Here is a 25,473-nt window from a genome sequence, read left to right as displayed (position 1 = left end):
GCGCCGGTATCAGTAACCGCGGTAAGCACTTCCGGAGTTGACCGCCACGACGCCGGGGACATTCGTGACCGAGCCGTAGGTGTCGATGGAATAGCGGACGCCGGCGATGATGTTGTCCACCGGATTCCAGATATCGTCGTGCCCCGGCGCTTTGTACGCGTTGAAGGTGCTGTCGATCGTTTGCATGAGCCCCTTCGACGGGTGCCCGTTGATCCAGTTGATGTCGGTGCGATTCTCCGCGTACGGATTACCGCTGGACTCGTGCTGGATGATCAGCGCGATCGCACGCTCATCGATATCCTCGGGCTTGTACCCCATTTCGATGAGTTTCTGCTTGGCTTCGGCGATCCATTTCGCCACATCGCCGCTCGGCATCGGACCGGTCGGCGCGCTCGCACTCGGACCACCGGAATAGCTGCCCGAGTAGGGACTGCCGGAGGAAGATCCGCTGCCGTTGTTGTGCGTGCCGCTGGTCAGGTAGCTCGACCCGTTCGAGGACGGCTTGCTGGTCACCGGCGCCGCGACGCTCGCGGGCGCGGTGCTCACCGGCGGCGCCGCGACGTTCGCGCCCGGATCGCCGAGGCCGGTGAAGGCCTGCTCCAGTTTGCCGACGGCCGTGTCCACCTGCGTCTTCGCTTGCCCCGCTACCGTTTCGGCGGACTTCAGTGCGTTGGTCAGGTCCCAGGTACGGGTCGCGGCGGCGAACGTTTCGTCGAGCACGAGGTTCTCGACGTTCGCCTTGTCGGCGTGTTCGCGCAGGGCCGCGATGCGGGTGTCCGCGGTGACGGTGCCGTTGGCCTGGACATCGAAGGGCGGCTGCTGGTTGACGGCGTCGTCGCGCAGCCGCAGGACCTTGGCCTTCGCTTCGGTCAGGTTGGTCACCTGGCCGGTGAACGCCGTTTTCAGCTCCAGCAGGGCGGCGCTCACCGCGGAGGCCCGGGTCTTCTCGGTGTCCATGCGTGTATTCGCCGCGGTGCCCGCGTTACCCGACCACTTCTTCGTCTCCGCGAGGGCGGCGGTGGCCGAGGAGCCCTTGCCGACCGCGGTGTCGAGACCCGACGAGATCGTGCCCGCGTGGTCGCCCGCGACGGTGAGCTGGTCCGGCTGCCAGCTCTCGATATCGGTGATGCTGAGCGTCATGACAGTCCGATCGCGCGGAGCTTCGCGGCGAAATCGTCTTCGGCCAGTTCGTATTTGCCCGCGGCGTTGTGCATGTTGTCCGCGAGGGTGGTGAGCCTGCTGCCGATCCGCTGCAGACAGCGGTTGACGACATCGTTGGCCTGGTTGGCCGCCGCGCCGAATTCGGTGCCGGGCAGCGCGGCGGCCGCGCCGGTGAACGCGCTGCCCGCGTTGAGCCCGCCGACCTCGGTCGACTCGGTGCCCAGGGTTTGCGCGAACGAGCGCAGCGCCTCCGGATCGACCTGCATGTTCGTCGCAGGTGGCTGATTACGTTCGACCATGAGTCCCCCTTCCCGCCCGACCGTAGGTCGCGGTCAGCATAGCAAAATCGGCTGGTCCGCACGGCTGCCGAACAGCAGGTCGGCAGTCCTGCCATCGGTCGGATGGTCGCGAAAAAGGACTACCTACCGCAGCGTCAGTTATGTTGATCACGGCGGCGTCGGCGCCGGACGAGCCGATGCCAGGACAGGAGAGGTCGGCAGATGCGCGCAGCCCAGGTCAGCAAGCTCGAGGGACCGGAGTCCATCGAGATCGTGGACATTCCGGAGCCCGCGGCCTATCCGGGCGGCGTGGTGATCGACGTGCACGCGGCCGGTGTCGCGTTTCCCGACGTGCTCATGACCCGCGGGCTCTATCAGATGAAGCCCGAACTGCCCTTCGTGGTCGGCGGCGAGGTGGCGGGCATCGTGCGCGAGGCGCCCGCGGACGCGCACGTGCGGGCCGGTGACCGGGTGGTCGCGCTGACGTTGCTCGGCAATGCCATGGGCGAGGTCGCGGTGGCGCCCGCGCAGATGGTGTTCCGCCTGCCGGACAACGTCTCGCTCGAGGCGGGCGCCGGCATCCTGTTCAACGACCTCACCGTGCATTTCTGCCTGCGCAACCGCGGCAGGCTGGCCGCGGGCGAGACGGTGCTGGTGCACGGCGCCGCGGGCGGCATCGGCACCTCGACCCTGCGGATGGCGGCCGCGCTCGGCGCGGGCCGGGTGATCGCGGTGGTCAGCACCGAGGCCAAGGCCGAGGTCGCGCGCGCGAACGGCGCGACCCACGTCGTGCTCACCGACGGCTGGCTCGCCGCGGTCAAGGAACTGACGGGCGGGCGCGGGGTGGACATCGTGCTCGACCCGGTGGGTGGTGACCGGTTCACCGACAGCATCCGCTCGCTCGCCTCCGCGGGCCGGTTGCTGGTGGTCGGCTTCACCGCGGGCGAGATCCCCACCGTGAAGGTGAACCGCTTGCTGCTCAAGAACGTCGAGGTGATCGGTGCCGCGTGGGGTGAATGGGTGATGACCCATCCCGGCTATCTGGCCGAGCAGTGGGCCGAGGTGGAGCCGTTGCTGGCGACCGGCAAGATCGCACCGCCGCAGCCGGTGCTGTACCCGCTGGAGCGTGCGGCCGAGGCGGTGGCCTCGCTGGACAACCGCACCGCGACCGGCAAGGTCGTGGTCACGCTGCGCTGATTCGCGCGACGAAGCACGCGGTCCCATCCCTCGCCTCTCCTGGAATGCCGAGAATGCTGTCCAACCGGACCTTGAACCGAACCCTGCTGACCCGGCAGCATCTGCTGGCGCGCTCGTCGCTGTCCGTGCCCGAGATGTGCGACCACCTCGTCGGCTTGCAGGCGCAGGATTCGCCGCCGCCGTTCGTCGCGCTGTGGAGTCGCATCGCGGATTTCGATCCGGCGACGGTGTCCGCCGGGCTGGAGGATCGCTCGCTGGTCCGAATCACCTTGATGCGCGGCACCATTCATCTGGTGACGCCGCCCGACGCGCTGCGGATCGCGCCGCATATCCAGCCCGAGCTCGAAAAGGTGCCGTTCCGAAAGGGTTTCAACTACGGCGCGATGGTCGGTCTGGATCCCGACGAGGTCCGCGCGCACGGTGAACGGGTGCTCGGTGACGAGCCGATGTCGGCCGCCGCCCTGCGCGCGGCGGCCGAAAAGATCTACCCCGACCGCAATCCCGGCATGGTCGTGCAGACCTGGCTCTATCAGCTGCCCGTACTGCAGACTCCGCCGCGCGGCAAGTGGAAGGACAGCAGCAGGCCGATCTGGTCGCGGGTCGAGCCGTGGCTGGGCAAGCCGCTCGATCCGGCTTATCCGTTGGCGGAGTTGCTGTTCCGCTATCTGCGCGCGTTCGGCCCGGCGAGCACCATGGACATGCAGACCTGGTCGAAGATGCTCGGCATGAAGCAGGCGATCGAGCAGCTCGGCGATCGGGTGCGGACCTACACCGACGAGCGCGGCCGCACGCTCTACGACGTCGCCGACGGTGAACTGGCCGATCCGGACCTGCCCGCCCCCGTGCGCCTGCTCGGCTGGTACGACAACGCCGTGCTCTCGCACCAGGACCGGACCAGGATCGTGCCCGACGGCGACGCGCCGCATCTGCGCCGCTTCGCCGCCGCGGTGGCACCGGTGCTGGTCGACGGCTACCTCGCGGGTCTGTACAAGATCTTCGTGGAGTCCGGCGTCGCCAGGCTGCGGATCAGCCCCACCCGCAAGTGGACCAAGGCCGAGCGGGCCGCCGTCGACGCGGAAAGCCATGCGCTGCTGGGCTTCATGGAGGCGGACAAGGAGCCCCGGGTGGAAATCCTGGACGTGGACGCCGATCTGCGCCCCTGAGCACCGGCCGCTATTTGTCGGGTGTCACGCGATAGGCGGGCGCCTTCGTCGTCCCCGCCGGGTCGAGGGTGCGCAGCAGCGGCAGCGTGCGCATCGGCACCACCGTGGACAACACGATGACGCTGTGCGAACGCACCACCGACGAGGTCCGGTCGATACTCAGCAGCACCGTTTGCAGGCCCGCGTGCGAATCCGCGCCGATCCGGCACCAGACGTCGCCCGAGCCGGTGGTCGCGTAGGCCTCCAGCACCCCCGGTATCGCGTCGAGTTCGGCCGCGACGGCGTCCAGCGCGCCCTGCGCGATCTCCAGCGTGACGAACGCCTGCACGTCGAAACCCGCTGCGGTGACATCGATCTGCGGGTCGTAGGAGGCGATGATGCCCGCCTCCTCCATCCGCCCGATCCTGGACTGCACGGTCGCCCGGGCCACCCGCGTCCGGCGGGACAATTCGAGAATCCCCGCCTTCTGATATTCATGCATCGCGGTGAGGATCGCGAGATCGAGTTCGTCCAGTTTCGCCGGCGTGCGCGACATGTCGGCCTCCGTTCCGAGCACGGGCTGGGCTTCCAGCCAGGATCAGCACCACCGTCGTGGTGCTATTCAAATTGTCCAGCATTCAGGGGTACTTCCTAGCCGAATTCGCCACAGTGTCTATCGAAATTGGCCGCTGTTGCCTATCGGGCAGGCCTGACGATTACTTGTGGCATGACCATCGAGCACCTGCCGAACGCCCGGTCCAGCACGCCCGCCGATGACCTGACCAGCACGGCCCCCACCGACACCGAGCTGCGCAAGCTCGTCGGCCTCGTCGATCACGACAGCAGCGCCGATCCGTTCCCGGTGATCGGCTGGGACGCCCTCGTCTGGGTCGTCGGCAACGCGACGCAGACCGCGCACTATCTGGAATCCGCCTTCGGCATGCGCCTGGAGGCCTACTCCGGTCCCGAGACCGGCAACCGTGATCACAAGGCCTATGTCTTGCGCAGCGGCAGCGCGCGCTTCGTGGTCAAGGGCGCGGTCGACCCGGACAGCCCGCTGGTCGGTCACCACGACCGGCACGGCGACGGCGTCGTCGACATCGCGCTCGAGGTGCCCGATGTGGACCGCTGCGTCGAGTGGGCGCGCAACCACGGGGCCACCGTGCTCGTCGAACCCCATGACGACACAGACGAATTCGGCACCGTCCGCAGTGCGGCACTGGCCACCTACGGCGAGACCCGGCACACCCTGGTCGACCGTTCCGGCTACACCGGCCCCTATCTGCCCGGCTACGTCACCCGCAAGGCCGGCTACCAGCCGCGCGAGGGCGCGCCGAAGCGGCTGTTCCAGGCCGTCGACCACGTCGTCGGCAACGTCGAGCTCGGCCAGATGGACGAGTGGGTCGAGTTCTACCGCCGCGTCATGGGTTTCACGAACATGGCCGAGTTCGTCGGCGACGACATCGCCACCGAGTACTCGGCGCTGATGAGCAAGGTCGTCGCCAACGGCAACCACCGGGTGAAGTTCCCGCTGAACGAGCCCGCGGTCGCCAAGAAGCGCTCGCAGATCGATGAGTACCTCGAGTTCTATCGCGGCCCCGGCGTGCAGCACATCGCGCTCGCCACCGGCGACATCCTCGCCTGCGTGGACGCGCTGCGCCGGGAAGGCGTCGAATTCCTCGATGCCCCCGACAGTTACTACGACGACCCGGAGCTGCGGGCCCGGATCGGTCGCGTCCGCGTCCCGGTCGAGGAGCTCAAGAGCCGTGGCATCCTGGTCGACCGCGACGAGGACGGCTACCTGCTGCAGATCTTCACCAAGCCGATCACCGACCGGCCCACCGTCTTCTTCGAACTGATCGAACGGCACGGCTCGCTCGGCTTCGGCAAGGGCAACTTCAAGGCGCTGTTCGAGGCGATCGAGAAGGAGCAGGAGGCGCGCGGCAATCTGTGATCGGTTGTGGCCCTGAGTATCCGGCAGTACGCTCCGTGGATTCGCCGGATGTTGGGGGAGGGCCGCAGTGCTCGAACGATCTGCCGCAGCGGTCGCGCTGGCCGTCCTGCTCGCCCTCGGGGCGGGCACGACGGCCCACGCCGAACCGGCACCCACCTACTACCCGACCCTCGACGATTGCCTGTCCGCCATGTCGCGCTACAAGTCGGGCCCCGCACAGTGCGTCTACATCGACTCACGGCACGCCTACGAGTTGCGCGTCCCCGACGGCGGATAGCGAATTCGCGCGTCCCCGGTCCAGACGGTCGGTCTAGGTAGAGTGCAAGCATGCGGATAGGGGCGTTGGCGGGCTGCGCGGCAGTGCTGTCTCTGGTGCTGACGGCGTGCGGTTCCGGCGGCGACTCGGACGACGGCAGCACCCCGTTGCGTCCGCCGCCGAAGGTGGCCACGCTCGGTCCGTTCGTCGGCGAGTGCGGCAGTGTCACCGACGACGAGGTGCGCGATATCGCGGGGCTCGGCCAGATCTCGCAGGCGATGAAGAATTCGGTCGGCTGTAATTGGCAGTCCTCGGGGACCGGTTCGACGAGCGTCACCTTCGCCTCCTATCGCGGCAGCCCGATCGCCCGGGAGAAAGCCTGGGTGTCAACCCAGGGCCGCAATCCCCAGACGATCGATGTCGGCGGCCGCCCCGGTTGGCAGGCGCTCGAGCCGAGCGGCGCGGTCTGCGACCTCGCCGTACAACTCGACGACGACTTCTTCGAATGGTCCATGTCCTTCGGGGTCTTCGCGCCCACCGGCAACCCGTGCGATCGGATGCACAAACTCGCCGAGCTGACCGTGCAGCGGCTGAAGTGACGGGGAGGACGGCAATGCAGCGTCGTGGCGTGCCGCGGGGAATACTCACCGCGGCCACCGTGTTGACCATCGCGGCCACCGCCACCGGCTGCGGGCAGACGATCAGCGGGGAGGCCTTCCCGGCCGGCTCCGGTACCGGCGACCCCGTGAACACCAAGTTCGACAAGCTGCTTCGCGAATGCGAGGTGGTGCGGCTGGATCAGATCGCCGACGCCGTGGGCGCCAAGGAAGCGTTCCCGCAGCCCTCCTTCTACGGGGCGGTCTGCATGTGGGATGTGCAGGGCGCGCCGGGCGGCAACGCCATGGTCACGCTGAACTGGTATGAGATCGGTTCGCTGAACAACGAGAAGGCGACCAACGACAAACTCGGCTACACCACCACCAACGCCACCATCGACGGCCGGCGCGCACTGGAGATCCGGCGGCCCAACGATCCGGACTCCTGCGGCGTCAGCGCGGGCGCGGCGGATCAGGGCGTGATCGGCTTCTGGATCAACTATCGGCCGGGATCCGCGCACCCGGATCCGTGCGCGGGCGCGAAGAAACTCGTAGAGTTGACCCTGAACTTGGCCAGGTGACGGGGTCTCCAGACACCCCGCTTTGACCCTGTGTCGCGGCCACGAGTATCGTGGATCGCTGTGCCCGGAAGCATGCGGGCAAGTTCGTGCGTGACCGTAGGCCAGCGAAAGCGGCTGACACCTCCAGCGTGCCCGTAATTCGGGCCCTGCGCCGCGCGCGACACGCCCGACCTCGGGACGCGAGAAACGTGGTTGGACGTGCGGGTGAAAGCTCGATTAACAGACATGAAGTTCCAGACACCGCGTTAACTAATAAGGAAAGCCGGTCTATGCCAACGATCAACCAGCTGGTCCGCAAGGGTCGCCGCGACAAGGTCGCGAAGACGAAGACCGCGGCCCTCAAGGGGAGCCCGCAGCGTCGTGGCGTGTGCACCCGCGTGTACACCACGACCCCGAAGAAGCCGAACTCCGCGCTGCGTAAGGTCGCGCGTGTTCGCCTGACCAGCGCGGTCGAGGTCACGGCCTACATCCCCGGCGAGGGTCACAACCTGCAGGAGCACTCGATGGTGCTCGTGCGCGGCGGTCGTGTGAAGGACCTCCCCGGTGTGCGCTACAAGATCATCCGCGGCTCCCTCGACACCCAGGGTGTGAAGAACCGCAAGCAGGCCCGCAGCCGTTACGGCGCCAAGAAGGAGAAGAGCTGATATGCCACGCAAGGGCCCCGCACCCAAGCGTCCGCTGATCAACGACCCGGTTTACGGTTCGCCGCTGGTCACTCAGCTGGTCAACAAGATCCTGCTGGACGGCAAGAAGTCCACCGCCGAGCGCATCGTCTACGGCGCGCTGGAGCAGGCACGCGACAAGACCGGCACCGATCCGGTCGTCACCCTCAAGCGCGCGCTCGACAACGTCAAGCCGTCGCTCGAGGTGAAGCCGCGCCGCGTCGGTGGCGCCACCTACCAGGTGCCGGTCGAGGTTCGTCCCGGCCGCGCCAACACCCTTGCGCTGCGCTGGCTCGTGAACTTCTCGCGGGCGCGTCGCGAGAAGACCATGGTCGAGCGTCTCGCCAACGAGCTGCTCGATGCCAGCAATGGTCTCGGTGCCTCCGTGAAGCGTCGCGAAGACACCCACAAGATGGCCGAGTCGAACCGGGCCTTCGCGCACTACCGCTGGTGACGTCTGCCCGGCCCGTTGTTATTGGGTCGGGAGGCACAGCCGGCCGCGGCACTCACCTGCCGCTGCCGGCGTTGACATAGTGACGACCACAGGGTCGTCCCCGAAAATCCCAACTAGCTACGAGCGGGGAAGATTTCCGTGGCACAGGACGTGCTCACCGACCTGAACAAGGTCCGCAACATCGGCATCATGGCCCACATTGATGCGGGCAAGACGACCACAACTGAACGCATCCTCTTCTACACCGGTATCACCTACAAGATCGGTGAGGTCCACGACGGCGCGGCCACGATGGACTGGATGGAGCAGGAGCAGGAGCGTGGTATCACCATCACCTCCGCGGCTACCACGTGCTTCTGGAACGACAACCAGATCAACATCATCGACACCCCCGGGCACGTCGACTTCACCGTCGAGGTGGAGCGGTCGCTGCGCGTGCTCGACGGCGCCGTTGCGGTGTTCGACGGCAAGGAAGGCGTCGAGCCGCAGTCCGAGCAGGTGTGGCGTCAGGCCGACAAGTACGACGTGCCGCGAATCTGCTTCGTCAACAAGATGGACAAGCTCGGCGCGGACTTCTACTTCACCGTGCAGACCATCAAGGACCGCCTCGGTGCCAAGCCGCTGGTCATCCAGCTGCCGATCGGCGCGGAGGACACCTTCGAGGGCATCGTCGACCTGGTCGAGATGAACGCCAAGGTCTGGAAGGGCGAGACCAAGCTCGGCGAGAAGTACGAGGTCGAGGAGATCCCGGCCGATCTCAAGGAGAAGGCCGAGCAGTACCGTCAGGAACTGCTGGAGACCGTCGCCGAGTCCGACGAGGCGCTGCTCGAGAAGTTCTTCGGCGGCGAGGAGCTCACGATCGAGGAGATCAAGGGCGCCATCCGCAAGATGACGGTCAACTCCGAGCTGTACCCGATCCTGTGTGGCTCCGCGTTCAAGAACAAGGGCGTGCAGCCCATGCTCGACGCGGTGATCGACTACCTGCCGACCCCGCTGGACGACGGCGGCACCGACGGTCACGTGCCGAACAAGGAAGACGAGGTCATCCACCGCGACGCGAACACCTCGGAGCCGTTCGCGGCGCTGGCGTTCAAGATCGCCGTGCACCCCTTCTTCGGCAAGCTGACCTACGTCCGCGTGTACTCCGGCAAGGTCGACTCCGGCGCCCAGGTCATCAACTCGACCAAGGGCAAGAAGGAGCGTCTGGGCAAGCTGTTCCAGATGCACTCCAACAAGGAGAACCCGGTCGGCGAGGCCATGGCCGGCCACATCTACGCGGTCATCGGCCTGAAGGACACCACCACCGGTGACACCCTCTGCGATCCGCAGAACCAGATCGTGCTCGAGTCCATGACCTTCCCGGACCCGGTCATCGAGGTCTCCATCGAGCCGAAGACCAAGTCCGACCAGGAGAAGCTGGGCACCGCGATCCAGCGTCTCTCGGAAGAGGACCCGACCTTCTCGGTCAAGCTCGACCAGGAGACCGGCCAGACCGTCATCGGCGGTATGGGCGAGCTCCACCTCGACATCCTCGTCGACCGCATGCGTCGCGAGTTCAAGGTCGAGGCGAACGTCGGCAAGCCGCAGGTGGCCTACCGCGAGACGATCACCAAGAAGGTCGAGAAGCTCGAGTTCACCCACAAGAAGCAGACGGGTGGCTCCGGCCAGTTCGCGAAGGTCATCATCGCCCTCGAGCCGTTCGTCGGCGAGGACGGCGCGACCTACGAGTTCGAGAACAAGGTCTCGGGTGGTCGCGTTCCGCGCGAGTACATCCCTTCGGTGGACGCCGGTGCGCAGGACGCCATGCAGTACGGTGTGCTCGCGGGCTACCCGCTGGTGAACCTGAAGGTCATCCTGCTCGACGGCGCTTACCACGACGTCGACTCTTCGGAAATGGCGTTCAAGATCGCCGGCTCGCAGGCCCTGAAGGAAGCGGCTCGTAAGGCCGGTCCGGTGATTCTCGAACCGCTGATGGCGGTCGAGGTCATCACGCCCGAGGACTACATGGGCGAAGTGATCGGCGACCTGAACTCCCGCCGTGGCCAGATCCAGGCCATGGAGGAACGCAGTGGTGCCCGTGTCGTCAAGGCGCTGGTTCCGCTCTCGGAGATGTTCGGTTACATCGGTGACCTGCGGTCGAAGACCCAGGGCCGGGCGAACTACTCCATGGTGTTCAACTCGTACGCGGAGGTTCCGGCCAACGTGTCGAAGGAGATCATCGCCAAGGCGACCGGCGAGTAGTACCCAGTCGGGGGCAGGTGCAAGACTTGCCCCCGATGCCGGGAGTCAGCACGACCCCAAGTAATAACCGCACTGCTGCAACTGCACGCACCAACAAGTCCAGGAGGACACCACAGTGGCGAAGGCGAAGTTCGAGCGGACGAAGCCGCACGTCAACATCGGCACCATCGGTCACGTCGACCACGGCAAGACCACGCTGACTGCAGCGATCACCAAGGTGCTGGCTGACAAGTTCCCGGATCTGAACGACGCGTTCGCGTTCGATCAGATCGATAAGGCGCCGGAGGAGAAGGCTCGTGGTATCACGATCAACATCTCCCACGTCGAGTACCAGACGGAAAAGCGCCACTACGCGCACGTCGACGCTCCGGGCCACGCGGACTACATCAAGAACATGATCACCGGTGCGGCGCAGATGGACGGTGCCATCCTCGTGGTCGCCGCGACCGACGGCCCGATGCCCCAGACGCGTGAGCACGTGCTGCTCGCCCGTCAGGTCGGCGTGCCCTACATCCTGGTCGCGCTGAACAAGTCGGACATGGTCGACGACGAGGAAATCCTCGAGCTCGTCGAGATGGAGGTCCGCGAACTGCTGGCCGCCCAGGAATTCGACGAGGACGCGCCGGTCGTGCGCGTCTCCGGTCTGAAGGCGCTCGAGGGCGACCCGAAGTGGACCGAGTCGGTTCTGGAACTGATGAACGCCGTCGACGAGTCGATCCCGGACCCGGTCCGCGAGACCGACAAGCCGTTCCTCATGCCCGTCGAGGACGTGTTCACCATCACCGGTCGTGGCACCGTCGTCACCGGTCGTGTCGAGCGCGGCATCATCAACGTGAACGAGGAAGTCGAGATCGTCGGCATCCGCGAAAAGAGCACCAAGACCACCGTCACCGGTATCGAGATGTTCCGCAAGCTGCTCGATCAGGGCCAGGCAGGCGACAACGTCGGTCTGCTCGTTCGTGGTATCAAGCGCGAAGATGTCGAGCGTGGCCAGGTCGTCGTGAAGCCGGGCACCACCACCCCGCACACCGAGTTCGAGGGCCAGGCGTACATCCTGTCGAAGGACGAGGGCGGCCGCCACACCCCGTTCTTCAACAACTACCGTCCGCAGTTCTACTTCCGTACGACTGACGTGACGGGCGTTGTGACCCTGCCCGAGGGCACCGAGATGGTCATGCCCGGTGACAACACCGAGATGTCCGTCAAGCTGATCCAGCCGGTCGCCATGGACGAGGGTCTGCGCTTCGCGATCCGCGAGGGTGGCCGCACCGTCGGCGCCGGTCGCGTCACGAAGATCATCAAGTGATTCCCTGAATCGCTGACCCGAACGGCGTCGCTCCTCCGGAGCGGCGCCGTTCGGCGTTTCGGGGATGGGTCGCTTCCGTGCCTTGCAAAAACCAGCGGAACGCTGTCCTACCTCGTAGGTATGTTCTATCCGTGTCCAGGATTACGTTCGACCCGAACCAGAGTGGTGGGCGGCCATGTATTCGCGGTATGCGAATCAGGGTGAAGGATGTACTCGAACTGCTTGCTGCAGGGGAGAGCGAGGAAACTATCCTCGCTGATTATCCGTACCTGGAACTAGAGGACATTCGCGCCTGCCTGGCGTTCGCGGCTGCGGAGATCGATCATCCGATCCTGCGGTCAGCCTGTTGAGATTCCTCATCGACGCACAACTGCCCCTGCATTGGCCCGCGCTATCACGAACGAAGGGCACGATGCCGTACACGTCTGCGACATCGACATGTTGTCCGCCTCGGACCATGCGGTATGGGATGAGGCGCTGCGCCGTGCGGCCGTCATCGTCACCAAAGACGAAGACTTCATCGTGATCGGTCAGTCCAAGCCCGATACTCCGGCACCCGCAGTGGTGTGGCTCAGGATCGGGAACTGTTCGAGAAAAGTACTGCTGGATGCGTTCCTCGGCATCTTCCCCACGGTTGTAGAGATGCTCGAAGCCGGCGAAAAGATCATCGAGGTGCGCTGACCCGAACGGCGTCGCTCCACCGGAGGTGCGCCGTTCGGCGTTTTCGGATGGGTCGGCATGTGTTCGTGAACATCCGAGGTAGTGTGGATGTTATGAGTGCGGCATATGACGTGGTCCCGTTCAGTGAACTGCTACACAAGCCTGCCGTGACGGCTGGGCTGCTGGATCAGGTCCGGGCTGTGCGTCTGCGCCGTCGGGATGCGGGCGACCTCGCACTGATGCGGGTAGAGCAGCTCGATGCCGAGGGCGCCGTCGTCGATTTCACCGCGCGTCTGCTGGCCGGATTGATCCGCCGGGTCGGTGCGGAGGCGGTGCGTGACGTGCTGCCGGACGCTGTTCCCTGGGTGACCTTCCTGCCCGATGCGGACATGGACCAGTTCTTACGGGAACTCGTTGCGGTAGCGCAGGGCGCCGCAGCTCTGGAAAACCTCGCCCCCATCGCGTCTTTGCTGACGCAGTGGCGGCACACCGCGGAGACCTATGCTGATCCCGCGCTGCTCGAACTGGTCGTCAAGGAGCCGGAAGGGGACTTCGGCTAGTCGGCTGGTGCGTTGGTGTCAAAAGTGGCTATGCCGAGGGACTTCCAAGCCGCGAGCAATCGACTGTCGCCTGTCGCAGCTACCAAGTCTGTGTCCTCCAGTTGCTCGGCAGAAGCGCAGTGGACTGCATCGTATCCTCGTAGAGCTAGTTGATCGGCCAGCTCTGCGGCACGGAACACGACGGGCTCATCGACATCGGCGATCTCGACCTGCGGCCAAAGTTGGTCCAACAGTCGAACCGACGCGGCGTGTTGTCTGTCATCGATGCGGCCCATTCGGTGAGCTTGGGCAAGTGCCGCCGCGGTTTCCACATAGAGCAGGCGACTGGAGACCACTGCATCTGCGTAGTCCCAGAATTTGCGACAGGCCTGGGTGCTGGGCTCATCAACCAGCAGGGGTACAAATGCTGAAGTATCCAAGTAGCCGATCAACGGCGCTGCTCTTCGATGAGGTCGCTCACGGATCCGTGGGTTTTGACCGGCTCCGGGGAGGGTTGCTTACGCATCCGCGCTGGGTGCACGCGCCCTTCCTGTCGGAGCTGCTCCAATCTGGTGAGCCGCCCGACCGGGACGATGCGGGCAATCGGTTGTCCGTGATCGGTGACGGTAACCGTCCGCCCAGCGCGGACCTCAGCCAGGTGCCGGCTCAATCCGTCGCGTAGTTCACGTATACCGACATTCATGACTGCCTCCTGGTGGCCACATCTATAGCACCCATTGTAGCCACATATCTTCTACGGGTTTCGGAACCTGGCAGTCGGTTAGGGGGCGGGGGTGAGGTGGGTCAGGTGGAGGAGGAGGTAGGCGGGGTTGGTGCAGGCGGTGGCGGTGAAGGGGAAAGGGTGTGGGACGGGGGCGTTGGGTGGGGCTACGAGTAGGTGGGTGGTGGGGGCTCGGTCGCATTCGAAGTTGCCCGCCTGGGTGTAGCGGAGGGTGGAGACGGCGGTGTCGCCGGGGGCGAGGGTGAGTGGTTGGGGGAGAGTGCTTTCGGTGTCTGGTTCAGCAGGGGGGCCGACGGGGGTCGGGGGTGTGCCTGTGGCCAGAGAGACCGTGGGGTAGCCGGTGAGGGAGCAGGGGGCGGTGCCGGTGTTGGTGAAGCGCAGGGAGAGGTAGACGTGGCCTGCGGCGCCGTCGGGTGTGCCCGCGGTGACGGTGAGATCTTTTGCGGCGCAGGACGATATGCCTTCGGGCGCGGTGGTGAGCGGTGGGGCGGGGCTGCTGGCCGGCGGTGGGGGCAGTGTCGTGGCGGAGGCCGATGGCGTGTTGGCAGCGCCGGATCGGTCCGGCGTATCGGCTCCGCACGCGGTCAGGGGCAGAGCCACAGCGAGGAGGGCCAATGCGGTGCCACGCATGCCGCCACCCTAACCCCGCTGGGCCGGGCCAGCGGGGGAATGAGCAGGGTGGTTCGGTCAGCGGACCGGGGTGTGGTTCAGCAGCCGAAGGCTTGGCCGACCGAGCTTTCGCGTTGAGCTGCGGGGACTTCCCGCAGGCAGCCCAGCGCGACGACGCCGTCGTCGCTCATCTGCACGCCGCTGCGGTCGGCCGGGTCGACGCAGGTGAGGCCGCTCGTCGCGATGCGGCAGGTGTAGTTGTCGAAGGTCAGGGTGCTGTCGTAGGGCAGCGTCTGGCCGTTGCCGTTGACGAAAAGTCCAGGGTCGCCACGGAATTGGCCGACCGTCAGTTTCGTGCCGGTGTAGTTGACGTAGCCGCCGTCCCAGTTGCCGAAGCCTTCGCCGGGCTTCGGTAACGGGCTCTTCAGTTTGACGACGCAGTTGAGTCCGTCGATCCCGTACGCGGTTCCGGTGATGCAACTGATCTTGCCGGACGGACTGGTGAAAGCGATATCGCCGTTCAGTGCGGTGGCGGGCCGGCCCTCGGTGGTGACGGAGTGATACTGGCCGACGTCGGCGGCGCTACCGGCCCGCACCCAGGCGATGCGTTCCTTCAACTGCCCTTCGCGACTGGGCGCTGTCGAGGAAGGCGCGGCGGTCGTCGTCTTCGCCGGCGGATGGTCCTCGGCCGCCTGCGGGCGGCCGGTAGTGGACTGGGAGCAGGCGCTGAGCGCCAAGACAAGGGCAACGAGTGCCGCAATACGCATGCCCGCCACCCTAGTGCGGCCTCGCACATCCGTGACTCGCAAGCGCTCTGAGCGGCCTCGCACATCCGTGACTTGCAAGCGCTCTGAGCGGCCTCGCGCCGTTGTGGCGTAAGCGCCACAACGGCATTGGGCTCCGTTTGCATGACGCTGCTCGAGCACCGGCGACGCGGTGTCGTCGGTGACGTCAAAAATCGGGGACAGTCGCTGACGTCTGGGCTGTGGCCCCGTGTGGCGACGGTGGTAAGGGCGTGACATCAAATCGGTGCGAGATCGTATGCGGCCGATGCGCTTTCGGCGGATCGGGTTGCGCGAGTCGGGCCGACCGTTGGCGAAGCAGGGGAGACGATTTCCGAGCTGAAAGGCGCGGGTCCACGACGGAGACGGTGCTGCGCTTACGGCGGGTTGTCGCCACCAAGTAGTCGCGTGCTACGCGAGTGCTGTGATCGTCGCTTTTGTTCAGCCCCTGGGGAATTCGCCGCCGTCGACCACGATGCTGCTTCCGGTCAGCCAGCTTGCCCGCGGCGAGACGAGGAAGAGCACTGCGTGGGCGATGTCGGCGGGCCGGCCATCGCGGCCCAGCGGTGGGGTGGTGTTGTTCTGGCCCGGTCCCGAGTCCAGGTGTGCCCACTGCTCGCGCGTCGCCTCGCCGCCAGGGGTGGCGGTTTTGCCGGGAGATACGGTGTTGACCCGGATTCCGAACGGGGCCAATTCCGCAGCCAATCCGCGGCTGTAGTTCTCCAGCGCCGCCTTCGCTGTCGTGTAGTGCAGGAACGGCGGCGCCACGGTGGGGACTGCGGCCGAGGAGATGTGCACGATCGTCCCCGAACGCCGGTCCCGCATCCCCGGTGCCACCAGCGAGTCCAGCCGCACCGACGCCAGGAAGTTCAAGTCCAGTGCGTCCTGCCACACTTGGTCCGGGATCGCCAGTGCGCCTTGGTAAGGACTCGCCCCGCCCGCGTTGTGGACCAGGATGTCCACGCCGCCGAACATCCCCTGTGCGGCTGCGGCGAGCGTCTCCGCACCAGCCCGAGTTCGCACGTCGGCCGCCACGAAGGCGGCCCCCTCCGGTACCGTGCTCGTTTCCGACCGGGCGGTCGTCAGCACCTCGGCGCCCGCGTCCAGGAGTTGGCGCACAACGGCGGCGCCGATTCCGCGCGTACCGCCGGTCACCAGGGCCCGCTTTCCCGCGAGTTCCTTTGTTCCTGAACCGTTCTCGACCGTGGTCATGTCAGCTGTCCTCTCGATTGCGCATTTGACGGCTCGACGGAAAAGGGCGCGATGTGCCCCGGGCGCGGATCTTCGGAGAATCGCGATTGCGCACCTGGTCGAGTTGTTTCACGGTATGTCGGCGAAAGAACGACAGGCAAAGACGAATATTCAGCAGGCGCCATAGGAAATCCCTATGCCTCCCCGAACCTTTGCGGACTCACTGGATGACCTTGCACAGCCCGGACAGGCGGCCTTCTGTGGCTGTACGCGCGAGTTGTGGCGGTATGGATTCCGTAGGGGCGGAATAAGAGGGGGATCGATGACCTTGGGGGTTATCGCGGGGTGTCGGTGTTTTGGTTAGCGTCGACGGGGAGCGTTGATCAGTAGATCCGGAGGAAACGATGAGCAAGTCCACCCTCGCCGCGGAACTCGATGTCACCGAGGGCGCGTTGCGGCACGGCATGCCTTATCTGGCGATGGGGGCCGGACGTCCGCTGGTGTTTTTGCGGTGGTTCACGCCGGATCATGCCAATCCGCGGGGGTGGATGCGGGATTCGGAAATCAAGATGTTGGCACCGCTGGCCAGGCACTTCCGGGTCTGTGCCGTCAGCCGGGCGCCCGGCATGGCGGCGGGCACGACGATGGCCGATATCGCCGCCGAGCATGCGGACGCGTTGCGCGCCGAGTTCGGTGAGCCGGTCGACGTGGTCGGTGTTTCGTCCGGTGGCTCGGTGGCGCTGCAATTGGCGGTGGATCATCCGGCCGCGGTGCGCCGCCTGATCGTCGCGTCTTCGGGTTACCGGTTGGATCCGCTCGCGAAGGAAAGCCAGATCCGTTACGGCGAGGCGGCTTTCGCGGGCCGGCGCGCCCTACACCACATGGCTTCGACGACTGTCTCCTCGCCCATCCTGGCGCGGGTCGCGGGCGCGGCCATGTGGTTGATCGACCCGCTGGCGCGCCCCAAGAACCCGGCAGACACTCTCGCTTTCCTCCGTGCCGAGGACGATTTCGATCTCTCGGACCGCCTCGGCGAAATCCTCGTCCCCACCCTCGTTCTCGGCGGTGAGCGGGACGCCGGCTACAGCACCGAGAACTTCCGGCGAACCGCCGACGGCATCCCGGATTCTCGCCTGATCATCTACCCCGGCACCAGCCACACCGGCGTCACTCGGCACCCCCGCTTCGCGGCCGATATCGTCGAGTTCCTCAGCGCCTGAGTGGTTCTGCTTCCCGCACCCTTTCCGATCCTGATCACCGTGTGTCCCTCGGCAAGTCGGGGTGCGGGAACACAGAAGGGGTGCGGGAACCGCCCCCGCCCCGCCCCGCGGCGCCCCGCCCCGCCCCGCCCCGCGGCGCCCCGCCCCGCCCCGCGGCGTAGGCGTCCAGTGGCCTGCCCGGCGGCCGTAGGCAGCGCCCCGGATGCGGCGGCGCCAGGCGCGCCCGGGTCTGTGGGGTCGTCATTTCCCGCACCCTTTCCGATCCTGCTCACGGTGTGTCCCTCGGCAAGTCGGGGTGCGGGAACACGGAAGGGGTGCGGGAACCGCGCCCGCCCCGCCCTGCCCCGCTCCCGCGACGCCACGCCACGCCACGCCACGCGGCGTAGGCGTCCAGTGGCCAGCCCTGCGGCCGTAGGCAGCTGCCCTCTCCGCTGCCCGAACGCGGCGCGCCAGGGTCTGCGAGGTCGCGCCAGTTCCCGCACCCTTTCCGATCCTGATCACGGCGTGTCCCTCGGCAAGTCGGGGTGCGGGAACACGAAAAGAGTGCGGGAGCCCTCGCCCACCCCGCGCTCAGGTCCGCGGTGTAGGCGTCCAGTGGCCAGCCCTGCGGCCGTAGGCAGCTGCCCGGCCCGCGGCCCGGATGCGGCGCGCCAGGTGCGCCGGGTCGGTGAGGTCTTGCCAAGTCCACCGCACCACCATCCAGCCGAGCGCCCGGAGTCGGTCGGCGCGGTTCTTTTCGGCGATCACCCCCTGTCCAGGCGTTCGTAATGCGCTCTGGCACGGCATCTTTCCGCCGAATTCCCCGATCACCCCCAGTTCGGGGAACAGGAAGCCGACCCGGCCGACGCAAACGTCGTCGTCGGTGAAAACCCGGGCCTGCAACTCCGGCGCAGGCAGTCCGCCTTCCCGGAAGGCCACGCGGCTGCGCGACTCCCCGATACTTCCACTGCGACCGTCGAGGAAGTCGATGGTGTGTGCGGCCCGTCGAGCACCCCGGCGATGTCGCGCGCGGGAAAGGCACTCCTGCAGTTCATCCGCTGTGGTGAGTCCTTGGTGCAGCGCGTTGTCCCCGATGACGACGGCCTGCTCGAAACTCGCCGAACGGGCGATGTCGACGACCGTCCGCGGTGCGGTGGTCACCTGGAGCCCGTTGACGATGGTGATCTCGTCCGGCGTCAGCTGTGCCGAGTGGACCACCAACTGGTTGGTGACCCGCCCGCCGTTGATCCGGTTGCGGGTCAGGTGCACGCGGTCCAGCGGGATCGACCAGCAGGGGACGCCGTGCAGCACGACCGCCGAACAGTGGCTGGCGACAGCGTCTTCCGGCATCGCCTCGCAGGTCGCGAGTGCGAGCACCAGATGGCGGCCGGCCGGCGTGAGCCCCGGCTCGGGCGCGTTGACGTAGCGCCCGGCCCGCACCCGCCACCACGATCCGTCCAGGCAACGCCTGCGCAGTTCACTATCGGAGATCCCCGCCGCCAGCGCCTGCTGCCGCGAGATCAGTTGCGGTGCATCCATACCGCGATCGTGAACCACCCGGCTCCCGGAAACCACCCGCCGCTCCCCAATTGGGGATAACACGCACCCTGTGCATAACTTTCGATCCCCACTTCGCGAATTCAGCCGAGCTGGGTCATCCCGGCGGCGACGACCTGGGCGACGTTGAGCAACTCGTCGGCGGTGGGGAGGGGCACACCGTCGAGGGCATGCAGCCGGTCGGTGCTGGCGATGGCGAACATGGCCGAGACCCACGCGGCGGCGCAGGCGCGCAGGGTGCCGGGCCGAACCGGGGTAGGTGCGCTGGCCTGGAGCACTCGTGCGGTGACATCGAGCAATTGATCACGCAGACGGCGCAATTGGCGCCGGACGTCGGGGTGGGTGTCGGCCTCGCGCCACATGATCACCCGCAGCACCGAGGAGTGGTGGTCGCGCAGATTCAGCGCCGCGTCCAGCGCGACCAGACTGGCCGCGGGATCGCCGGGCGCCACCACGGTGCCGATATCTTCGATCGGGTGGGCGGGGACCCGCTCGGCCATCAGGGTCGACAGGATCGAGTCCTTGGTCGGGAAGTAGTAGAAGACAAGGCCTTTCGGCACGCCCGCGGCACCGGCGATGGCCGCCGTCGCGGTGGCGTCGAAGCCCTGTTCGGCGAAGAGCTGCTCGGCCGAGTCCAGGATGAGTTGCCGGGCGTCGCCGTCCACTTTCGCGCTGCGGCGACGCCCGGCGGCGGGTTCCTTGCCCGGTCGGCGGGTGGCCCGCCGACCGGGTTTCGGCATCTGCATCAGTGGTGTGGCGCCATGTTGTGCAGACGTCCCGACACCGTCGGCAGCGCCGCTACCGCGACCACCGCCGTCACTACCCCGACTACCCATGCGGTCCAGGATGCGCCGCGGTAATCGCTGAAGTCCATGGCCCACGGGGAAATGAACAGCAGCACGCCGAACAGGCCCATCGCGTAGTCGGCGTTCGCGCCGAGCGCGGGCCGGTACATCTGCGCCAGCCCGGTGAGTGCGATGAGTACGCCGAGCACGATCAGCGACCACATCGCTTTGTCGGTGGTTTCCAGCCACAGGGGTGAGAGTGCGGCGAAGACGCCCAGCACTACGGCCAGGAAGTCCTGTGCGCGGCTTTCGGTGAACATGGTGTGCCTCCTAGGGCTCAGGATTATGTCCTACCTCTGGGTATAGACCTGATTGACCGCCCGATCAATATCAGAACGGCTACGATTACGCCGCGATTGCCGAGTGAGCGGGCTCACTCCGGCAGGGCACCAAGCAACCGTTAGGGTGAGCTGCGTGGCACCTTCAGCAACAGACACCGCGCCGATCGTGATCGTGGGCGCCGGCCTCGCCGGCCTGCGCACCGCCGAGGAATTGCGCCGTACCGGATACGAGGGTGCGCTCGTCCTGCTGGGCGACGAACCGCGCCTGCCCTACGACCGGCCGCCGCTGTCCAAGCAGTTCGTCCGCGGCGAAACCGACGACACCACACTGCGCCCCGACGAGTTCTACACCGAGAAGCAGATCGATGTGCGGCTCGGCGTCGAGGCGGTCGGCCTGGATACCGCGGCGCGGCAGGTACGCCTCGCCGACGGCACTGCCCTCGACTACGCACAGCTGATCATCGCCACCGGCCTGCGCCCGCGCCGCCTGCCCGGTCTGCCCGACCTGGCGGGCGTGCACGTGCTGCGCGGCCACGCCGACGCCCTCGCCCTCCGTAGCGAATTGGCCACGGCGACAACGGCACTCGTGATCGGCGCAGGTTTCATCGGCTGCGAGCTCGCGGCCAGTTTCCGGGCCCGCGGCGTCGCGGTGGTGCTGGTCGAGCCGCAGCCGGCGCCGCTGGCCGGTGTGCTCGGCGAACGGGTCGGCGAGTTGGTGGCCAGGATGCACCGCGCCGAAGGCGTCGACCTGCGCTGCGGAGTGGGGCTGCACTCGCTGCTCGCGGCAGGCGACCGGGTGCGCGGCGCGATCTTGTCCGACGGCACGGAGGTGGCCGCCGATCTGGTGGTGATCGGGGTCGGCTCGCGTCCGGTGACGGAGTGGCTGGCCGAATCCGGCATCGCGCTCGCCGATCCGGCGGCGGGCGGCGGGGTGCTGGCCGACGAGGTGGGGCGCACCTCGGCCGAGCGGGTCTGGGCGGTCGGCGATGTCGCCGCCTGGCAACAGGAGGCCGGGCACCGCAAGCGGATCGAACACTGGACCAACGCGGGCGAGCAGGCGCGGCTGGTCGCCTGCGCGTTGCTCGGCGCCGCCGCGCCGACCGCGGCCCGGGTGCCGTACTTCTGGAGCGACCAGTACGACATGAAGATCCAGGCGCTCGGCACGCCGGCCGCGACCGACGATGTCGATGTGGCCGTCGACGACGGCCGCAAGTTCCTCGCCTACTACTCCCGGGACGGCAGGCTGACCGGCGTGGTCGGCGCGGGCACGACCGCACAGGTCATGAAGACCAGGGCGAAGATCGCCGCGGGCGCACCGGTTTCGGAGTTGCTCACGCCGAGCTGAGCGCCGTCCGGGTACGGGCGCGCGGTGCAGCCGAGTGCCCGCGCCGGAGGCCGGGGCCGACGCCCGCCTGCCACTCCGGCCGCCGTCGTGGGCACCGCGTCCGGGCCCTGTAATACGGTTGTCGATGTGATCGTCGCGCTCATCGATTCGGGTCTCGGCTTGCTGCCCACATCCGCTTGGCTGCGCAAGCTGCGGCCGGACGTGGATCTGCTGCTGCAATTGGACCCGGACGGTGCGCCGTGGGGGCCGAAACCGGAGCAGTGGACGGTCGACCGCGTGGTCCGGGCCGCGGGGATGTCGATCGAGCTGGGCGCCGAAGTCATCGTCATCCCGTGCAACACGGCCAGCGTCACCGCCCTGGAGCATGTGCGCGCGGAGGTCGGCCCCGATGTGCCGGTGATCGGCACCGTGCCCGCGATCAAACCGGCCGCGGCCGTCTGCCGGTCGGTGGCGGTGTGGGCCACCGCGGCCACCACCGCCAGCCGGTACCAGGCGGATCTGATCGCGAAGTTCGGCGGCAACGCCGACGTGGTCGGGGTGGCCTGTCACGGTCTGGCCGATGCGATCGACCGCGGTGACCTGGTCGGCGCGCGCGAGTCCATCGCACGGGCGGTCGCGGAGACCCCCGACGACGTCGAAGGCGTCGTGCTCGGCTGTACGCACTATCCGCTGGTGATCGATGCCATCGTCGCCGCGCTGCCCGACGGCGTCCGGCTCTTCGACAGCGCGCAAGCCGTTGCCGCGCAGACCATCCGGCGCATGGACGCACTCGGCCGCCCGACGCCGGGCAACGGCGCGGTGCTGGTCCGCAACAGCGGCAGGCCCGGCGAGTTGCCCGCCAGCGCCGCGGCTTTCGAATCCGGCCGCATCCTGGGCGCCCAGGGCTGAGTTGACCCACCGGGAGGTGTCCGCGATGACCGAAGGCGCGCAGACCGCGGCCGCGGTGCAGGCCGCGCTGCGGGCGATCGCCGATCCCGCCGACGCGATCCATCTGCAACGGTTCTTCAAGACCGGCCCCGGTGAGTACGGCGAGGGCGACGTGTTCGTCGGCGTGCGCGTCCCGGCGACCCGCGGTGTCGCGAAACGCTTTGCGGCACTGCCCCTCGACGAGATCGACCTACTGCTGGACAGCTCCGTGCACGAGGACCGCCTCGCCGGGTTGGTCGTGCTCAATGCCCGGTTCGCCAAGGCGTCCAAGCCGCGCACCTTCGACGACGCGGCCCGCGCGGAAATGGTGGACCGCTATCTGGCCGCCGTGCGCCGTGGCCGGGTGAACAACTGGGATCTGGTCGACGTGTCCGCCGAGAACATCATCGGCCCGTGGCTGCTGGACAAGCCACGCGAGCTGCTGTTCGAGCTGGCCGCCGCGGACTCGCTGTGGGAGCGGCGGGTCGCGCTGCTCTCGACCTTCGCCTTCATCAAATCCGGGGACGCCACAACCACATTCGCGCTGTCCGAGCGGCTGCTCGACGATCGCCGCGATCTCATTCAGAAGGCCCTCGGCTGGATGCTGCGCGAGGTGGGCAAGCGCATCGATCAGCGCCTGCTCACCGGCTTCCTGGACCAGCATGCCGCCGATCTCGGTCGCACCGCGCTCAGCTATGCGACCGAACATCTCGATCCCGCGGTGCGCGCACACTATCGCGCGCGCTGATCGATCAGAACTGGATCTTGAGGTGATCGGTCACCGGATGTGCCTGGCAGCCGAGGATATAACCGTTCTCGATGTCCTCGGGGTCGAGGATCTCGGCGTTGTCCATCTCGACCTTGCCCTCGAGCACCGTGCACGCGCACGACCCGCATTCGCCCTCCTGGCAGGAGTACGGCACGTCCAGACCCTTGGCCAGCATGATGTCCACCAGGGTCTGCTTGCGCGGCCAGGACAGCTCGTGCACCTCGCCGTCGAGTTCCACCTCGACCGTGGCGGCCTCGGCCGCTTCCGCGTCGGACACCTCGACCGGCGCCTGGTCCGCGAACGGGTCGCCCGCAAGGGAATTGAACACCTCGGCGTGCGTGCGCGAGCGCGGCACGCCGAGCTGGGCGAGCGCGTCGTGCACCCGGTCCATGAACGGTTTCGGCCCGCACATGAACGCTTCGAAGCTCTGGTAGGGCGAGGCCAGGGTGGCCAGCGCGTCGGCGGTCGGCAGGCCCTGCAGGTGCTCGAGCCAGTGGATCACGGTCAGGCGCTGCGGATGTTTGTCGGCCAGGTCACGCAGTTCGTCGGCGAAGATCACCGATTCGTGGTCACGGTTGGCGTACACCAGCACGATTCGGCCGCTGCCCCGCGCGAGCGCCGATTTCAGGATCGACATCACCGGCGTGATGCCGCTGCCCGCGCCGAACAGCAGCAGGTCCGCGTCGAGATCCTTCGGCGTGAAAACACCTGAGGGCGGCAGCAGTTCGAGCGAGTCGCCCGCTTTCACGTTGTCGCACACCCAGTTCGAGCCGTAGCCGCCGGCGGTCCGCTTGACGGTGACCTTCGGGTGGTCGTCGGTGAACGGCGAGCTGGCCAGTGAATAGCACCGCGCCACCGAGCCCGTCAGATCGCTGGGAATGCGCAGGGTCAGGAACTGGCCGGGGTGGTAGCGGAACCGCTCGGCGAGTTCATCGGGCACGTCGAAGACCAGCGAACAGGTATCGGGCGTTTCCGTGATGACCGCTGCTACCCGCAGCACGACCGAACGTGAGCCGTGTGGAACCTCGACGGTTGGCCCACCCGTCGCCCGACCGCCGCCCCCCACAGGATCGCTCCGCGATGCTGCATCCATATTCGTCCTCTCGAACCTGGCACAGGCGCTTCTCGGCGCCAAAACTAGAACGTGTTTCAGTTTTATCGTACGTCGGACGTCGGCTGCCGGACAAGCTGGGCCTCCAGTCCGGCGATCAGCACCTCCATGCCGAAGTCGTAGGCGTACTTCCCGCGCAGGTCGGCCATGTGCTTGGTGGCACGTTCGACGGCATTCGGGAGTGCGACATCCGACAGCGGCGCGCGGTCGCGCGGGTTCACCCGGCTGCGTCCGAACAGGTAGGTGTGGATGGTGGCATAGGCGGCGAGCACATTGCGGTCGTTGAAGCCCGCCTCGAACAGGATCTCCATGATGGCCGCGATCAGGTCGAGTTGTTTGCCGAGCATCTGCTCGATCAGTACGTCGCCGAGGCCGGGGTGCTTGCGCAGCTTCTCGTCGATCTGGTCGATGAGATCGCGCAGCCGGATCTGCCACGGGCCGGATTCGGCTGGTGGCGTGCGCACTCCGGTGAGCGCGGCGGTGGCGACCAGGTCGAGCAGCTCGCGTTTGTCCGCGACGTAGTAATACGGCGCCATCGGGGAAACTCCGAGTTCGCGGGAGAGCCGTCGCATCGACAGTTTCTCCACGCCGTCTTCGCGGACCACTCGCAGCGCGGCCTCGACGATCTCGGACTCCGACAGAGTGTTGCCGCCCCCGCTCGCCTGCATTCGTCCGACTCCCATGCCACCTCTACCACCGCGGGCGCCTGTCGCCCGTCCCGTCCTGTTCAGCTGCTTTCTCTCCGAAGTCTAGAGGGCGCGGCCGCGCCCGGGTCGCTGTGCGGGTGACTCCGTCGCAATGGTGACGACCGACTCCGGCCGATCGATGTGGGTGCGGGCAGGCCGTTCTGCCTGCGGCGGCGAAGTCACACACAAGAACGTGTTCCATTTTGTCAGCGAATGACGTTATCGTGTGACCGGGGCTACATCGGGTAGCCACCGGACGCTTGCTCGGAGGTAGACATGCCGGAATACGGAGCCAACGGACACGCCGAGACCGACCACTCGGGCACGGTCGGCACCACCGAACCGCGCGAGGACACCGCGCCGCTGGTCGAGGAGAGCCTCATCGATGAGGTTTCCATCGACGGTATGTGCGGCGTCTACTGA

At 67.1% G+C, this 25,473-nt stretch carries 30 protein-coding genes and 1 pseudogene; 18 read left to right on the top strand and 13 right to left on the bottom strand.

Annotated features, from left to right (window positions below; genetic code table 11):
• Nucleotides 1-9: 9 nt before the first annotated feature.
• Together O3I_RS38390 and O3I_RS38385 are read right to left on the bottom strand one after the other, a co-directional pair.
• On the bottom strand, nt 10-1,140 hold the full coding sequence (locus O3I_RS38390) for a transglycosylase SLT domain-containing protein (RefSeq protein WP_014988448.1): 1,131 nt from the start codon (nt 1,138-1,140) through the stop codon (nt 10-12).
• The gene (locus tag O3I_RS38385; protein ID WP_014988447.1) at nt 1,137-1,460 is read right to left on the bottom strand and encodes a type VII secretion target; all 324 of its coding nucleotides are present in this window, start codon (nt 1,458-1,460) and stop codon (nt 1,137-1,139) included. The genes O3I_RS38390 and O3I_RS38385 overlap by 4 nt, the downstream gene beginning before the upstream one ends.
• Before the next feature lie 201 nt (nt 1,461-1,661).
• On the opposite strand from O3I_RS38385, the gene O3I_RS38380 reads away from it, so the two are divergent.
• On the top strand, nt 1,662-2,636 hold the full coding sequence (locus O3I_RS38380; protein ID WP_014988446.1) for an NADPH:quinone oxidoreductase family protein: 975 nt from the start codon (nt 1,662-1,664) through the stop codon (nt 2,634-2,636).
• Between the two features lie 53 nt (nt 2,637-2,689).
• Nucleotides 2,690-3,799, top strand: a complete 1,110-nt coding sequence (locus tag O3I_RS38375) for a winged helix DNA-binding domain-containing protein (RefSeq protein WP_014988445.1) — start codon at nt 2,690-2,692, stop codon at nt 3,797-3,799.
• 10 nt (nt 3,800-3,809) lie between these two features.
• Here the strand turns inward: O3I_RS38375 and O3I_RS38370 are convergent, their stop codons facing one another.
• Complete coding sequence (locus O3I_RS38370; RefSeq protein ID WP_029901630.1) at nt 3,810-4,334, bottom strand: Lrp/AsnC family transcriptional regulator; 525 nt, start codon at nt 4,332-4,334, stop codon at nt 3,810-3,812.
• A 171-nt stretch (nt 4,335-4,505) separates the two neighbouring features.
• On the opposite strand from O3I_RS38370, the gene hppD reads away from it, so the two are divergent.
• The 11 genes from hppD (at nt 4,506) to O3I_RS38315 (ending at nt 13,048) form a co-directional block, all read left to right on the top strand.
• On the top strand, nt 4,506-5,732 hold the full coding sequence (gene hppD, locus O3I_RS38365; protein ID WP_014988443.1) for a 4-hydroxyphenylpyruvate dioxygenase: 1,227 nt from the start codon (nt 4,506-4,508) through the stop codon (nt 5,730-5,732).
• A 67-nt stretch (nt 5,733-5,799) separates the two neighbouring features.
• Nucleotides 5,800-6,009: a hypothetical protein gene (locus O3I_RS38360; protein ID WP_014988442.1), complete on the top strand. Its 210-nt coding sequence runs from the start codon at nt 5,800-5,802 to the stop codon at nt 6,007-6,009.
• Between the two features lie 50 nt (nt 6,010-6,059).
• On the top strand, nt 6,060-6,587 hold the full coding sequence (locus O3I_RS38355; protein WP_041563139.1) for a DUF3558 domain-containing protein: 528 nt from the start codon (nt 6,060-6,062) through the stop codon (nt 6,585-6,587).
• Nucleotides 6,588-6,601: 14 nt separating this feature from the next.
• Nucleotides 6,602-7,165 carry a DUF3558 domain-containing protein gene (locus tag O3I_RS38350; RefSeq protein WP_014988440.1) on the top strand — a complete coding sequence of 188 codons (564 nt, stop codon included), beginning with the start codon at nt 6,602-6,604 and terminating at the stop codon, nt 7,163-7,165.
• 269 nt (nt 7,166-7,434) lie between these two features.
• Nucleotides 7,435-7,809: a 30S ribosomal protein S12 gene (gene rpsL, locus O3I_RS38345; RefSeq protein ID WP_014353064.1), complete on the top strand. Its 375-nt coding sequence runs from the start codon at nt 7,435-7,437 to the stop codon at nt 7,807-7,809.
• Between the two features lies 1 nt (nt 7,810).
• Nucleotides 7,811-8,281: a 30S ribosomal protein S7 gene (gene rpsG / locus O3I_RS38340; RefSeq protein ID WP_014988439.1), complete on the top strand. Its 471-nt coding sequence runs from the start codon at nt 7,811-7,813 to the stop codon at nt 8,279-8,281.
• Nucleotides 8,282-8,419: 138 nt separating this feature from the next.
• Complete coding sequence (gene fusA / locus O3I_RS38335) at nt 8,420-10,522, top strand: elongation factor G (RefSeq protein ID WP_014988438.1); 2,103 nt, start codon at nt 8,420-8,422, stop codon at nt 10,520-10,522.
• A gap of 115 nt (nt 10,523-10,637) precedes the next feature.
• Nucleotides 10,638-11,828, top strand: coding sequence for an elongation factor Tu (gene tuf / locus O3I_RS38330; protein ID WP_014988437.1), 1,191 nt, complete (start codon nt 10,638-10,640; stop codon nt 11,826-11,828).
• 77 nt (nt 11,829-11,905) lie between these two features.
• Nucleotides 11,906-12,178, top strand: coding sequence for a DUF433 domain-containing protein (locus O3I_RS38325; RefSeq protein WP_086006251.1), 273 nt, complete (start codon nt 11,906-11,908; stop codon nt 12,176-12,178).
• A gap of 31 nt (nt 12,179-12,209) precedes the next feature.
• Nucleotides 12,210-12,509: a DUF5615 family PIN-like protein gene (locus O3I_RS38320; RefSeq protein WP_014988435.1), complete on the top strand. Its 300-nt coding sequence runs from the start codon at nt 12,210-12,212 to the stop codon at nt 12,507-12,509.
• A gap of 92 nt (nt 12,510-12,601) precedes the next feature.
• Complete coding sequence (locus tag O3I_RS38315; RefSeq protein ID WP_014988434.1) at nt 12,602-13,048, top strand: hypothetical protein; 447 nt, start codon at nt 12,602-12,604, stop codon at nt 13,046-13,048.
• Here O3I_RS38315 and O3I_RS44345 read toward each other — a convergent pair.
• From O3I_RS44345 to O3I_RS38300, 5 genes are all read right to left on the bottom strand, one after another.
• Nucleotides 13,045-13,479 carry a type II toxin-antitoxin system VapC family toxin gene (locus O3I_RS44345; RefSeq protein ID WP_014988433.1) on the bottom strand — a complete coding sequence of 145 codons (435 nt, stop codon included), beginning with the start codon at nt 13,477-13,479 and terminating at the stop codon, nt 13,045-13,047. The genes O3I_RS38315 and O3I_RS44345 overlap by 4 nt on opposite strands.
• Nucleotides 13,476-13,730 (bottom strand): type II toxin-antitoxin system Phd/YefM family antitoxin, encoded by a 255-nt coding sequence (locus tag O3I_RS47125; RefSeq protein WP_014988432.1) that lies wholly within the window; start codon nt 13,728-13,730, stop codon nt 13,476-13,478. Before O3I_RS47125 ends, O3I_RS44345 begins: the two co-directional genes overlap by 4 nt.
• 78 nt (nt 13,731-13,808) lie before the next feature.
• Nucleotides 13,809-14,399, bottom strand: coding sequence for a DUF4232 domain-containing protein (locus O3I_RS44335; RefSeq protein WP_014988431.1), 591 nt, complete (start codon nt 14,397-14,399; stop codon nt 13,809-13,811).
• A 77-nt stretch (nt 14,400-14,476) separates the two neighbouring features.
• Complete coding sequence (locus O3I_RS38305) at nt 14,477-15,145, bottom strand: hypothetical protein (RefSeq protein ID WP_063632294.1); 669 nt, start codon at nt 15,143-15,145, stop codon at nt 14,477-14,479.
• A gap of 456 nt (nt 15,146-15,601) precedes the next feature.
• The gene (locus O3I_RS38300) at nt 15,602-16,372 is read right to left on the bottom strand and encodes an oxidoreductase (RefSeq protein WP_014988429.1); all 771 of its coding nucleotides are present in this window, start codon (nt 16,370-16,372) and stop codon (nt 15,602-15,604) included.
• 383 nt (nt 16,373-16,755) lie between these two features.
• On the opposite strand from O3I_RS38300, the gene O3I_RS38295 reads away from it, so the two are divergent.
• Complete coding sequence (locus O3I_RS38295; RefSeq protein WP_014988428.1) at nt 16,756-17,571, top strand: alpha/beta fold hydrolase; 816 nt, start codon at nt 16,756-16,758, stop codon at nt 17,569-17,571.
• Between the two features lie 570 nt (nt 17,572-18,141).
• On the opposite strand, the gene O3I_RS38290 is transcribed toward O3I_RS38295, so the two are convergent.
• The 3 genes from O3I_RS38290 to O3I_RS38280 all read right to left on the bottom strand — a co-directional run bounded on the left by O3I_RS38290 (nt 18,142) and on the right by O3I_RS38280 (nt 20,212).
• Nucleotides 18,142-19,089: a hypothetical protein gene (locus O3I_RS38290; RefSeq protein ID WP_014988427.1), complete on the bottom strand. Its 948-nt coding sequence runs from the start codon at nt 19,087-19,089 to the stop codon at nt 18,142-18,144.
• A 101-nt stretch (nt 19,090-19,190) separates the two neighbouring features.
• Nucleotides 19,191-19,847, bottom strand: coding sequence for a TetR/AcrR family transcriptional regulator (locus O3I_RS38285; protein WP_086006317.1), 657 nt, complete (start codon nt 19,845-19,847; stop codon nt 19,191-19,193).
• A 5-nt stretch (nt 19,848-19,852) separates the two neighbouring features.
• On the bottom strand, nt 19,853-20,212 hold the full coding sequence (locus O3I_RS38280) for an SPW repeat domain-containing protein (RefSeq protein WP_014988425.1): 360 nt from the start codon (nt 20,210-20,212) through the stop codon (nt 19,853-19,855).
• A 154-nt stretch (nt 20,213-20,366) separates the two neighbouring features.
• On the opposite strand from O3I_RS38280, the gene O3I_RS38275 reads away from it, so the two are divergent.
• The 3 genes from O3I_RS38275 to O3I_RS38265 all read left to right on the top strand — a co-directional run bounded on the left by O3I_RS38275 (nt 20,367) and on the right by O3I_RS38265 (nt 23,232).
• Nucleotides 20,367-21,578: an NAD(P)/FAD-dependent oxidoreductase gene (locus tag O3I_RS38275; RefSeq protein WP_141692078.1), complete on the top strand. Its 1,212-nt coding sequence runs from the start codon at nt 20,367-20,369 to the stop codon at nt 21,576-21,578.
• Between the two features lie 126 nt (nt 21,579-21,704).
• On the top strand, nt 21,705-22,466 hold the full coding sequence (locus tag O3I_RS38270; protein ID WP_014988423.1) for a glutamate racemase: 762 nt from the start codon (nt 21,705-21,707) through the stop codon (nt 22,464-22,466).
• A gap of 25 nt (nt 22,467-22,491) precedes the next feature.
• The gene (locus O3I_RS38265; protein ID WP_014988422.1) at nt 22,492-23,232 is read left to right on the top strand and encodes a DNA alkylation repair protein; all 741 of its coding nucleotides are present in this window, start codon (nt 22,492-22,494) and stop codon (nt 23,230-23,232) included.
• 4 nt (nt 23,233-23,236) lie between these two features.
• Here the strand turns inward: O3I_RS38265 and O3I_RS38260 are convergent, their stop codons facing one another.
• The gene (locus O3I_RS38260) at nt 23,237-24,346 is read right to left on the bottom strand and encodes a ferredoxin--NADP reductase (protein WP_051066840.1); all 1,110 of its coding nucleotides are present in this window, start codon (nt 24,344-24,346) and stop codon (nt 23,237-23,239) included.
• Nucleotides 24,347-24,408: 62 nt separating this feature from the next.
• Nucleotides 24,409-25,047, bottom strand: coding sequence for a mycofactocin system transcriptional regulator MftR2 (gene mftR2, locus O3I_RS38255; RefSeq protein ID WP_228833046.1), 639 nt, complete (start codon nt 25,045-25,047; stop codon nt 24,409-24,411).
• Between the two features lie 351 nt (nt 25,048-25,398).
• On the opposite strand from mftR2, the pseudogene mftA reads away from it, so the two are divergent.
• Nucleotides 25,399-25,473: pseudogene (gene mftA / locus O3I_RS46970) on the top strand (mycofactocin precursor MftA); the annotation flags it as partial.

Origin of the sequence: Nocardia brasiliensis ATCC 700358 (assembly GCF_000250675.2) — a bacterium.
Lineage (GTDB): Bacteria > Actinomycetota > Actinomycetes > Mycobacteriales > Mycobacteriaceae > Nocardia > Nocardia brasiliensis_B.
This window is presented reverse-complemented; position numbering and strand designations above follow the sequence as displayed.